At 39.6% G+C, this 12533-nt stretch carries 10 protein-coding genes; 8 read left to right on the plus strand and 2 right to left on the minus strand.

The window, feature by feature from the left end; translation table 11 throughout:
* The first annotated feature begins 194 nt into the window (after nucleotides 1–194).
* Nucleotides 195–1388, plus strand: coding sequence for a M14 family zinc carboxypeptidase (locus tag A6755_RS11995; RefSeq protein WP_063590763.1), 1194 nt, complete (start codon nucleotides 195–197; stop codon nucleotides 1386–1388).
* Nucleotides 1389–1845: 457 nt separating this feature from the next.
* Nucleotides 1846–2910, plus strand: coding sequence for a M14 family zinc carboxypeptidase (locus tag A6755_RS12000; RefSeq protein ID WP_134402128.1), 1065 nt, complete (start codon nucleotides 1846–1848; stop codon nucleotides 2908–2910).
* A gap of 581 nt (nucleotides 2911–3491) precedes the next feature.
* On the opposite strand, the gene speB is transcribed toward A6755_RS12000, so the two are convergent.
* Nucleotides 3492–4460, minus strand: a complete 969-nt coding sequence (gene speB / locus A6755_RS12005; protein WP_034307776.1) for an agmatinase — start codon at nucleotides 4458–4460, stop codon at nucleotides 3492–3494.
* 406 nt (nucleotides 4461–4866) lie between these two features.
* Between speB and A6755_RS12010 the strand changes: the two genes are divergently transcribed.
* Complete coding sequence (locus A6755_RS12010; protein ID WP_063590764.1) at nucleotides 4867–6213, plus strand: APC family permease; 1347 nt, start codon at nucleotides 4867–4869, stop codon at nucleotides 6211–6213.
* Nucleotides 6214–6598: 385 nt separating this feature from the next.
* On the opposite strand, the gene A6755_RS12020 is transcribed toward A6755_RS12010, so the two are convergent.
* The gene (locus tag A6755_RS12020) at nucleotides 6599–7453 is read right to left on the minus strand and encodes a MurR/RpiR family transcriptional regulator (protein ID WP_084737655.1); all 855 of its coding nucleotides are present in this window, start codon (nucleotides 7451–7453) and stop codon (nucleotides 6599–6601) included.
* Nucleotides 7454–7669: 216 nt separating this feature from the next.
* Between A6755_RS12020 and A6755_RS12025 the strand changes: the two genes are divergently transcribed.
* The 5 genes from A6755_RS12025 to A6755_RS12045 all read left to right on the plus strand — a co-directional run bounded on the left by A6755_RS12025 (nucleotide 7670) and on the right by A6755_RS12045 (nucleotide 12524).
* A complete protein-coding gene (locus tag A6755_RS12025; protein WP_063590767.1) occupies nucleotides 7670–8074 on the plus strand; it encodes a PTS sugar transporter subunit IIA in 405 nt (134 codons plus the stop codon).
* Nucleotides 8074–8544: a PTS sugar transporter subunit IIB gene (locus A6755_RS12030; protein WP_063590768.1), complete on the plus strand. Its 471-nt coding sequence runs from the start codon at nucleotides 8074–8076 to the stop codon at nucleotides 8542–8544. Before A6755_RS12025 ends, A6755_RS12030 begins: the two co-directional genes overlap by 1 nt.
* 39 nt (nucleotides 8545–8583) lie before the next feature.
* Nucleotides 8584–10170 carry a PTS system mannose/fructose/sorbose family transporter subunit IID gene (locus A6755_RS12035; protein ID WP_202808327.1) on the plus strand — a complete coding sequence of 529 codons (1587 nt, stop codon included), beginning with the start codon at nucleotides 8584–8586 and terminating at the stop codon, nucleotides 10168–10170.
* Nucleotides 10171–10179: 9 nt separating this feature from the next.
* A complete protein-coding gene (locus tag A6755_RS12040) occupies nucleotides 10180–10881 on the plus strand; it encodes an N-acetylmannosamine-6-phosphate 2-epimerase (RefSeq protein ID WP_034311239.1) in 702 nt (233 codons plus the stop codon).
* Between the two features lie 365 nt (nucleotides 10882–11246).
* Nucleotides 11247–12524, plus strand: coding sequence for a Glu/Leu/Phe/Val family dehydrogenase (locus A6755_RS12045; protein ID WP_063590769.1), 1278 nt, complete (start codon nucleotides 11247–11249; stop codon nucleotides 12522–12524).
* The last annotated feature ends 9 nt before the right edge of the window (nucleotides 12525–12533 follow it).

The following is a 12533-nucleotide window of genomic DNA, read 5'->3' on the forward strand; positions in this document are numbered from 1 at the left end:
TCGTTGTTGTGGGAAAATATGCATTTTTGCACTAACATTAAAGAGTATATATTAGTGCAGCACCCAACTTTTAGCTAAAGCAGGTGCCCGCGTCATAAAATAGCCATAATACGACATCAAATTCCAACATATTTCTACTTTTCCATTTTGTATAATGAGATAGAAGAATATTTTTAGGGAGTGATTATTGTCATATGAAAAACAGGAAGGTTATTTCAACTCTGGGAGTTGCCGTTCTTTCGGCGAGTATTGCGGCACCAGCATTTGCAGCTAATGAAACATCCCCGGGAACACCCATTCAACAAACTTATTCGGTTTCAGGTTTTACAGATCATGCTGAACTAGGGAAAAAGCTAGAACAAATTGCGAGTGATAGCCAAGGTAAAGTAAAAGTGGATGTAGCTGGATATTCCAATAGACATAGAGAAATCTATAAAGCAACCGTGGGAACTGGCGACAAAGTCGTTTTCATTCAAAGTGAGATCCATGGGAATGAGAAAACTGGTACGGATGCCATCTTGAATATCTTGAAGTTTTTGGGGACCAACACACCTGAAGCGGAAAAAATTCGTAAAGAAATTACCTTGGTAGCTTTGCCTAAAATGAATCCCGATGCCGCTGAATTGAACCGTCGCGGAAATGATATGACCTGGGCAGAGGTCGTCGACCAGTTTCCGCAGTTAGCAGGAGCGAAACCATCTTGGAATTACTATACATACAAAAATGAATCATTCGATTATGAGTCCAAACCAGGTTTCGATGTTAATCGTGACTTTAATCCTGATTTAAATTATATTCCCCAAGCTAAAGACTTCCCTGGAAAATCATCCACCCCTGGTTGGTTCATAACACCTGAATCACAAACAACACGTGATGTTTACAAGTCTCTACTGAAGCAATACGGTAAGGTGGAGATTTTTGTGGACCTGCATCACCAAGCTCCCTATTATGAAGTTGATGGAACGGATGATTTAGTCACCTACTCGATTTCTGCTCAATTTGTTCCTGATCCAAGCTCGCCTTCAGGGCAGGATTATGCAAAATATGCAAAAAACTATAATTATGATTTTTCCAGACAATTGAATGTGGCGGTATATAATGCCATGAAAGCACAAGGTAATTCTCCATATGGGAATATATCCTTGTATCCGCAAAATCAAAACCTTCCTGGAACGGCTTTAGGAGCCTTTGCTTTAAACGGAAGCGGGACAGTACTCTTTGAAGTTAGAGGTCAAACACAGTCTTTTGGCCAAAAGAAAAAAGGCATGCTTATTAAAGCAGTTGAAAGAGGGTTATATGGAATAATTGATGGAGTTACTGATGGCTCTGTATATAAAATCAATCCGGAACAATACGAGTCCATTCCACTGACGGAGGGCAGGCAATAATAAAAATTGAGGAAATGATAGTTCTATCAACTTCCAGCCTATATTGAAGTAACCAGACGGAACTCTAGGAAAAAGTGTTCTATCTAAAAGGTAAGACAAAGTTGATTGAAGCGGGTGTTCGAGACTCCTGCTTAGAAAAGCGCGTCTAGGGGAGACCCCGCAGGCGAAAGCCGAGGGCCGACCGCCCACGGAAAGCGAGTGCCCTACGTTCCAATCAACGTCCAAATTGTACAAGCCATAAAAATAGACAAACTAGATTTTCATCAAGTTTGTCTAAAGTCTGAACAGACTGGTGTCCGTCTGGTTTTTCTTCATCGGGAACAAAAATGTTTTTTGGTAGAAGAAAACTATTTGGAAACATAGTCATTTTTCACTATTAACATAAAGTAGTAAAAATGTCAGAATATTAATAATAGTTATATTTCTTGATTGTTATATTTAATGAGGAGGGTTTATTTTGAATTTTAAAAAGAAAGTTCTATCAGTTTCATTATCTAGTTTAATGACGTTAGGCGCAGTAACAGCTGTTGCGTTACCAGTCGGAGCGGTTGGAAATGGCCCCAGTGCTGGAAATGGTCAAGTGACAACTTCAAATCTTCATACATATGAAAGCCTGGTGAGCTATCTTGAAACGCAGGATGCTAAACAAGAAAGGCTGGCACTGGAAGTAATCGGGGAAACGGTAAAAGGAAGGGACATTTACCTAGCGAAGTACATGTCAAATCCTAAGAATCCAACCATACTATTTTTAACGCAACAGCATGGAAATGAACAACTGACTACCGAGGGTGCTCTCGAATTCATTAAACATCTAGGCACGAATAAGACTAAAGGTTTATTGGAAAATGTTAATATACTGATCATTCCCATGTTAAATGCAGATGGAGCCATGGGAGATGTCAATTTCCCTCTTGATGACTATTTAGCAAAAGGTGATCGGCATTTAACACGGGCAAATGCAAATGGGATCGACTTAAACCGTGAGCATGATAAAAAAACTGATTCCATGCAAGTAGAAGTAAAGGCTTTACACGAAAAAGTATTTGCGAAATACGATATAGATTACATGATAGATTTACATCATCAAGGGACGCTAAGCGAAACAGATGGTGAACTTGTTTCAGGTTCGATTCTTCATCCTACAAACGCGAGCGTAAAGCCTGAAGTGTTAGAAGCGTCAAAGAAACTGGGTGCTGTCGTATATAACTCCATTGAACCAACTGGTTGGGGGCATATTGGTAGGTATGATGGCGGTTCTGGAGAAAATATAGGCCGTAATGGTGCAGCTGTCCGTTATGACATTGCCACACTGCTCTTTGAGATGCGAGGTATGTCGGACCACAATGTCGAGTCTGTAGCGCTTGGACAAAAAAGTAATGGCTATCTAATTAAGCAAACGGTAACCACTTTGGATGCAGCTGTCAGAGCTATTGCCGATGATTCAATTGAAACTGTCGATGCAAGTTTTTGGGACACCCTGCCAACACAATCCAATCGTCCCGGGATAGAATCGGACGAATAAAATGAAGACACATTCCATTCTATCAGATGGGATGTGTTTTTTTGATTCCTTATGTCGCCGGAAACAGGATGAGGAGCCAATTTTCCCAACCCGATATGACATTATTTACAGTTAAAATAGCAGTACTATAGTAAAAGATAACATAGAAAAAAAGCATCTGCTTTCACCTAAGAAGATGCTCAATTTGTCGATAAAAGGGGGCTCGGAATGATTTCACATATAACCATGATTTTAAAGGAAGATTAGATGATCCTTAATGTTTTTTTCTGTTTTATGAAACCCTCAATGGATTGAAGAAATTTGCGACACTCCTGCCGAATAGCTGGCTAGCCGAGACCCCACAGACGCTTGCGTCGAGGAGGATTGGCAGACAGTCGGCGGAAAGGGAGCGGATTTCCGAAATCAGCTGGAACATTTTTAAAGAAAAAAGACTGTAGACAAATTCGCTTTCTTCGAATTTGTCTACAGTCTGAGCATCTGTTTTCATAAACAGGTGCTTTTTGAATTTCAGGACTTTTATATCATTAGCTTGGATCTTTCAGATCGATTAACAGTATCGGCCTGTATGGCCAGTGTTTGTCCTATAAACTTTTTTCGGCTGAATTCTCCTTTTTTTCTTCTTCTTTTAGTTGTAAGGCTACTAGACTGGCAAAGTCATGAATGATGGTGGCTGCCAATAGTGATGTAATTTGTGTTGGATCATACGGCGGGAGGACTTCCACCAGGTCGAACCCAATAAAGTTGAATCCTTGCAGAGAGCGTATCATTTCAAGGGTTTCAAAGCTATTTAGACCGCCGACCTCCAATGTGCCAGTTCCAGGAGCGCAGGATGGATCGACAAAATCAATATCGAATGTCAAGAAACATGGTGTATCCCCAATGGTTTTCTTGACTTCCTTCACGACATCTTCGATTCCTCTCTTCTTCAGCTCGGGCGTAGTTATCACATTGTATCCTAGTTCTGTACTGGAATCTAAATCTCCTGGATGATTGAGCGTACCTCTGATGCCAATCTGGAAAACTTTATCCGTTTGGAGCAAACCTTCCTCATATGCACGGATAAACGGGGAACCGTGCCAGTATTTTTCTTCATAATAAGTATCCCAAGTATCTGTATGTGAATCAAAATGAAGAAGTGCAACAGGACCGTGGATTTTTGCGGCTGCTCTTAAATTAGCCAATGTTACTGAATGATCTCCTCCGATGCCTATTGGAATGATGCCATTTTTCATCAAGTCTGACATAGCCTTTTCAATTAACTCATAGCTTCGATGTATATTATGGGGAATCACCGAAACATCCCCGATATCAATTGCATTACATTCGTCAAACGGAAATACCTTGTGAATGGGATGATAAGGAAACAACGTCATGGATGCTTGGCGGACTGCCTGTGGGGCAAACCTGGCTCCTACCCTGAATGAAGCAGCTGTATCAAAAGGCATACCTACCACTGCCAATTTGGCATTTTCCCTTGAAGAAGGTAAGCGCATAAATGATCCGGTGGTACAAAACTCTGGTTTAACATCAGGTGATAAAGGATATTTCATTTTTCTATTCCTCCATTTTCTTATAACTATAGTAGTTTTGAAACTCATTAAATGAATTCCTATAGATGATTAATCAGCAATTATCATGCCAAGTCACTGTGAGTGATTTAATTAGGGTTTTTACAAGATAACATGGGCATTGTGTATGCAAAGGCGAATAAGTTATGGGAAATTGAATCGTCAATGAAGATGCTGAAAGACTTCATATCTGTGAATCAATCATTTGCCGGTAAGAATACAGGAATTAAGGCGTTTTTCGTTTGTCAAAATAAACCGAAATCATGTGGCACAGAAATTGCATAAAGGTATACAGGTAAAACTTTTAAAAAAGAGGGAGGCATGGGGATTATTCTAGTTAAGAAATTGAACTCACTGGTTTGAAAGCGGTTTCAAGGAGGAATGATAGGTGGAAAATGAGGTTACATTGAAAAGATCACTGAAATTATGGCAAATCGTTATGATGGGGTTAGCATATATGACCCCCATGGTCGTATTTGATACATTCGGCATTGTATCTGGGATTACGGGCGGCCATGTGCCGACTGCTTATATCGTTGCATTGGTGGGGATGCTTTTTACAGCAGCCAGCTATGGAAAACTTGTAAAGGTTTTTCCTGCTGCAGGTTCTGCCTACACTTATACGCAAAAGGCGATAAACCCGCATGTAGGATTCCTGGTAGGATGGTCTTCGTTGTTGGACTATTTGTTTTTACCTATGGTCAATGCATTGTTGACCAAAATTTATCTGACAGCATTATTTCCAGGAGTTCCTACATGGATTTGGGTAGTATTGTTCGTAGCAATCGTCACCATTCTCAATCTCAGGAGCGTCAATGTACTTGCTAACTTTAATGCGCTTTTTGTTATAATTCAGATTGCCATCATGGCAGTGTTCATCATTCTTGTCGTCAAAGGTTTAAATGATGGAGAAGGTACAGGAGAAGTGTTTACATTAATGCCTTTCGTAAATGAAGGGATGGACTTCTCGGCCATAATAACCGGGGCTACAATCCTTTGTTTTTCCTTTTTGGGATTCGATGCGGTAACGACCCTATCTGAGGAAACGCCGGATCCGAAAAAAACGATTCCAAAAGCGATATTTTTAACTGCGCTATGGGGTGGAATCATCTTCATTACCGCATCTTTCTTTATTCAGCTCTTTTTTCCGGATATATCCCGTTTTAAGGAACCGGATGCTGCATTACCGGAAATCGCCCTTTATGTAGGCGGGAAGCTATTTCAATCCATTTTTCTTTGTACGACTTTCGTCAATACGTTAGCCTCGGGACTAGCATCACATGCCAGCGTTTCCCGTCTTTTGTATGTTATGGGCCGTGATAAAGTGTTTCCTGAAAAATGGTTTGGATTCATTCATCCCAAGTGGAAGACACCAGCCATTAATGTACTCATAGTTGGAGTCATTTCAATGTCAGCTTTATTCTTTGATTTAGTGACAGCAACGTCACTGATCAACTTTGGTGCATTAATGGCATTTACCTTTGTAAATCTTTCAGTGATCAGCCATTTTATCATTCGGGAAAAGGAGCACCGAACGGTAAAGGGGTGTATTAAATACTTAATTATGCCTTTAATTGGAGCTATAGCAATTGGCATTCTATGGATCAACCTTGAGGCAAGTTCCCTAATAATGGGGACAAGTTGGTTCATTATTGGTTTTTGTTATCTATTATATATCACAAAGGCATTCAGGAAGGCACCGCCCCAATACCAAGTTGAAGAAATTCAGCTATAAGACTTTGCAAGGAAAAACGCATCCGATAAGGATGCTTCAGACTGTAGACAAACTCGATGAAAATCGAGTTTGTCTACATTTTTTTTTGGCTTTTACAAATTTGGACGTTGATTTCCACTTCAGGTACTCGCTTTCCGCGGGCGGTCCGGGAGCCTCCTCGGCGCAATTGCGCCGAGGAGGCTCCCTTAGACTCGCTATTCCCGCAGGAGTCTCGCACCTTCCGTTCCAATCAACTATGTTTAAAATTTTAGATGGAAGCTCCTTTTGTCTACAAACTGACGCATCCGATAAGGATGCGTTTTTTTATATGCAATCCTGAAATGCCTATGAATTAATACATACCAAGCCTCTTAACGAAATGTAGTAAAACACATCCTTAAGCAGGCTATCTTCTTAGTCGTAGAATTTCTTCACGTGCTTTTTGATAGTTATCTATGGTTTTTTTATCGATTCGATGAAAAACACTTAAGTAAAGAGCATCAACCATGTTAAGTTGCATGATTCTAGATGCTATACTACCGATTCGTTGATCATGTTCGATGTCAGGAAAACAAAGTTGTATACTTGCTATTTTCAATAAAAGAGACTTTGTATAAGCGGTTATTGCCAATACTGGTACGTTTATCTTTTTCGCATATGAAGCCATCTCCAATATATCTTTTGTTTTTCCGGATGTGGAGAAAATGACCAACGCGTCTTCTGGTGTGAAATTGGAAATATGGGAAATAACTGTATGAAAGTCAGTGTTCATTCCTGTAGTAACGCCAAGTTTAGCAAATTTATTACTAGCATCCAATGCAGCCGTAGAGGAGCCCCCAACACCAAAAAATGCAATTTTCTTTGCTAGGCTTAAGCATTCCACTGCTTTTTCAAACTCTTTTTTGTTAAGCGTTTGTACTAAAGAGTCTAAAGCAAATTTATTGCTCATAGTTACTTTTTGGAAAAGTTGATAGGGCGTATCATTTTCACGCAGTAAAGAAAGGTCATTAATGTTGGCATTATTTGAACTCATTTCTTTCACCAATGTATGTTGAAAGGTTTTAAAGCTGTCTATACCCATTCTTTTACAAAAACGCACAACACTAGCTTGGGAAACATTTGCGTTGGTAGATATTTCAGAAATCGTGTAAGTTTGCACCAAATCTGCATGGTCCAATATATATTTGGCTACTTGCCGTTCAGCACGAGACAAGGAATCCGCTTTTTCATTTATTTTTTGTAATAAAGTTAAGCTCATGATATGTCTCCTTTATTAAATATTTTATTAAATGATGTAAATCCCTATTGTTTCATTTATATCATAAATGAAATGTTTTTTGCACATAATGCAAAAAAAAATGCCATAAAAGAAATTTTATTTCTTTTATTTTTAATAAAACCTTGATTTTTTAATTCTTTTTCAATAAGATTGGTTTGTGTGAATATTCAAAAAATTACGTTATAAGGAGGAGATAGTTTGAATCGGGCCATTTTACTTGTAAGTCATGGAAATTTAGCTTCGACTATGAAAGACTGTGTAGAGCTTATAGCAGGGAAACAGAAGCAACTCTTTGCATTGAGCATGGATGATCAAGTAACGTTAGATTCATTTGCAAGAGAACTGGAATCGGCCGTCAATCAATTGTTGGATTGGTACAAAGAAATAATCATTCTGGCAGATATTAAAGGGGGTACCCCATGCAATGCAGCTACACTTCAAGTGTTGAAAGGTAGCCGGGTACAAGTAATCGCTGGTTTTCATTTAGGTTTAGTTATTGAATCTTGCCTTTCACCGGTAAGTCCCGAAGAGCTTATAGCTAATACCTCTATGAGTATTAGCTATATAAACTCTACAGTTAACCCCATAAAGGAGGAATTGTAATGAGTATCGTTGTTACCCGTATCGATGAACGCCTCATACATGGGCAAGTTGCTTATTCATGGAGTGTTGCTTATCAAGTCACAGAATTTATTGTAATTGATGATAGGGTTGCAACCGACCCTACACAACTTTTGTTACTAAGCTTGGCAGTACCTTCGGGGAAAAGACATGCTATCCTTTCTGTCGAAGATGCAGTCAAATATCTGGTTGAGCAGTCTGATCAGGAAAAAACGTTTATTGTAGTAAAAAGTCCTCGAGTCCTTTTATCTCTCATTGAAAAAGGTATCATTCTGCCTTCTATAAATGTAGGTGGCATGTACTATAAAGTAGGAAAACAGGAAATAAGTAAAACAGTCTATTTGGATGAAGAAGATAAATCTATTTTTCTCAAGATTAGAGATCACGGGATCCCTTGTGAGATCAGAACCTCTCCTAATGATAAATCGATTGATTTATTCACCAAGATTTAATGGTCGAAAAGATAGTCAGAGTAAAAAGGGGGAGGAAAAGTGGAAATTGAGTTAATATCAGCGATTTTGTTAAGTGGTTTTGTTGCAATTCTCATGACCGAAAATTATGGATATGGATATTGGATGATTAGCCGTCCCATTTTTGCTGGGCCATTGTTGGGACTAATAATGGGAGACCTACAGACTGGATTGATTGTAGGGGCCAGTGTGGAATTGATGTTTATGGGTGTCTTGCCCATTGGAGGTAGTGTTCCTCCTAATGCACAAATTGCTGGTCTAATTGGGACTATTTTCGCGATTAGTGCTGGGGGGAAGCCTGAGGTTGGAATTGCTCTGGCATTACCAATCGGTATTTTAGCACAATTTTTAATCATGCTAGCTTGGAACTTTAATATTTATCTAGTGCATCGGGCAGACAATGCTTTACAAGAGCTAAATCTAAAAAGGGCAGAACGGCTTCACCTTTTTGGAATAATCGTTTTTTTTACAGTGATGTTCATTCCAACTTTTTTAGCCGTTTATTTTGGTAGTGAATTTGTAAATAATATCGTAGGCTCAATGCCTTCTTGGTTTATGGAAGGGTTAAAGATTACAGCAGGGATCCTACCTGCAATTGGAATGGCCATGCTCCTGAAAATGATGAACTTCAAGAAGTTTTGGTCATTTTTCCTAATTGGATTTGTTCTGGCAGTCTACTTGGAACTAAATGTACTATCGATAGCCTTTTTGGGTCTTGGAATCGCGGTCAGCATTACAGCAGTGGGAACGAAAGGAAATGATAGTGGAATTCCCCGTGATTCCTCCCGCAAGAGTACAGCTAAAACGACGATTCTGACAAGGAAGGATTTAATGAAAACATTCTTCCGCACATTCTTCAGTATGACGTCTATAAATTATGAGCGTTATGGCAGTTTAGGATTCTGCTATGCGATATTGCCGGCACTCAAAAAACTCTATCCAAATAATCAGGATTTAAAAGAATCGGTTGTTCGTCATAATGAATTTTTTAACTGCCATCCGTATACTTCCAATGCCATCATAGGTGTTACTCTAGCACTTGAAGAACAACGGGCACAAGGTAATCCCATCACATCCGACACAATTTCTTCTACGAAAGCCGCATTGATGGGACCGCTCTCTGGAATTGGCGATTCTGTTTTTAAAGCAACTTTTATGACCATTTTTGCTGCAATCGGCGCTGGTTTGGCGTTGGATGGAAATTCACTTGGACCCATTATATTTATTGTGCCAAACGTCTTGCTCAATATTTTTTCTCGTTACTACGGTATTGTCTATGGGTACCAGTTTGGGATAAGCCTCATCCTTAAAATGAAAGACTCTGATGTGCTAAATAAGTTTGTTCAGGGAGCTACCATTGTAGGATTAATGGTAACAGGATCAATGGTAGTGAATTTTGTTAAAGTGGCCGTGGCTGCTAAATGGAACTTTGGTGGAAAAGAAATAAATTTACAAGAACTTCTTGATTCAATTTTACCTGGGCTTTTACCCCTCCTCTTAACACTTGGTTTCTTATGGGCATTACTTAAATATCAAAAAGCTATCTACTGGTTAATCCTCCTTTGCTTTATGGTAGGATTAGCTGGTAAATTCTTGGGGGTTGTTTAGGTGGTAATTATGGATAAAAAAAACGTACTGGAATCTATTAGGAATGGATTGATAGTTTCGTGCCAGGCTAGAAGGGGATGGCCGATGTATGGGGCGGAAATCATGGGCGCATTAAGCAAGGCTGCAGAAAAGGGAGGCGCAGTTGGTATTAGGGCTACCGGGCCAGAAAATATTAAAGCGATTAAAAAGGTAACAAAACTGCCTGTATTAGGTATTCACAAGCAATGGACCGAAGAATGTGAAGTATATATTACTCCTACCTATGAAAGTGCTATAAGCATTATTGAGGCTGGAGCGTCAATCGTAGCATTAGATGGGACTCAACGAAAGCGCCCCCATGGAGAAACGGTAGAAAGAATCATAGGTAAAATAAATAGTGAGCATCCCAATATTTTAGTGATGGCAGATTGTGCGACTTTTGAAGAGGGACTAATCGCAGAAAAGTTCGGTGCTGATATAATATCAACCACATTGTGTGGGTATACAGAGGAAACAAAATACGTGAAGGAGGTTGATTATGACCTTATTCGAAAACTCTCTTCTGCCTTAAATATCCCCATCATCGCTGAAGGGCATATTCATACGAAAGATCATGCTAGAAAAGCTATTGAAAGTGGAGCTTTTGCAGTCGTAGTAGGAACGGCCATTACTCGCCCGGAAATTATCACAAAAAGGTTTGTAGATGAGTTAAACCTGTTGGTTGGAAAATAGAAGTTTCAATATATATTTTGAGTATTTTTTTAAGCTTAACAGTTGGTTCCTAGGATTGGCTGCCTTTGATTAGATTTGTACCATCATTTGGCATCTGCTACAGGTCAACACTTTCTTTTTCAAGATAAACAAAAAAAGAGCACTCACTGAATGTTTATACATTTATCTGGTGCTTTTTTTTGTATTTAATCATCACTTTTTACATATGCAAATCTGAATTGCTTATGAATTAATACATATGTCCTGATGAGTGTATGTGTGATATGGATGAGGGCAAATGGCGGTATGGTGCTATTCATACAATATCCTCAAAGCTGGCATGAAAGTTGCTTAATAAGTAATAAGAATAAAAGAGAGGTGCTAAAATGACAGAGAAAATTAAGGTTATTGAAAAACGTCAATTGGATAATCCGCTGCAAGAATTCCAGGATATCTTAAAAGAAGCGATTCATGTTTTGGACTATCCAGAGCAGGTTTTTGATTTTCTGAAAGCGCCAATGCGTTTTCTGGAAGTCTGTATTCCTATTCAAATGGATAATGGCGAGACAAGGATGTTTCAAGGGTATCGTGCTCAACATAATGATGCAGCAGGTCCAACGAAAGGGGGAATCCGGTTTCACCCGGATGTCACTCCTGAAGAAGTTAAGGCATTGGCCGGATGGATGAGCTTGAAATGCGGAATAACCGATCTTCCATACGGAGGAGCAAAAGGCGGCATTGTGTGTGATCCGAGACAGATGAGTTCATCTGAGCTTGAACGATTAAGCAGAGGGTATGTCAGGGCAGTAAGTCAAATAGTGGGCCCTACAAAAGATATCCCGGCACCAGATATGTATACGAATTCACAAATCATGGCCTGGATGCTGGATGAATATGATCACATCAGGGAATTCGATTCACCGGGCTTCATTACAGGAAAGCCTCTGAGATTAGGAGGATCGAAGGGCAGGGAAAAAGCCACTTCCAAGGGCGTATTATATACACTTCAAATGATTTGTGATTTAAAGGGGATTCCCATTGAAGGCATGCGGGTAATCATCCAGGGATTCGGGAATGTTGGCAGTCATTTAGCATTGTATTTACATGAAATGGGGGCAAAGGTTGTCGGAATAGCGGATGAACTTGGAGGTTTATATGATCCGAATGGATTGGACATTCCTTACCTTTTGGAGAACAGGGACTCTTTTGGGGTCGTTTCGAACTTATACAAAGATTCATTATCCAATCAAGAATTATTGGAAAAAGAGTGTGATGTGCTGATCCCCGCAGCCATTAGCGGAGTGGTGAATAAGGATAATGCAAAACGACTAAAATGTGAAATCCTGATTGAAGCAGCAAATGGGCCGACGACAAAGGAAGCGATCAAGATTCTCGATGATAAAGGTATAGTGCTAGTCCCGGATATTTTGGCGAATTCAGGAGGGGTGATAGTCTCGTATTTTGAATGGTGCCAGAACAATCAAGGTTATTACTGGACGGAAGAGCTTGTAGATGAACGATTGAAGGAAAAGATAACGGCCAGCTTTTTGAATGTCTACCATACTTCACAAAAATATTCCGTGAACATGAAAGTGGCTGCTTATATTGAAGGGATTCGCAAAATAGCAGAAGCATCCCAGCTTCGGGGGTGGATCAGGTTCTGAACGAATTAG

Source organism: Peribacillus frigoritolerans (assembly GCF_001636405.1).
GTDB classification, from domain to species: Bacteria; Bacillota; Bacilli; order Bacillales; family DSM-1321; genus Peribacillus; species Peribacillus frigoritolerans.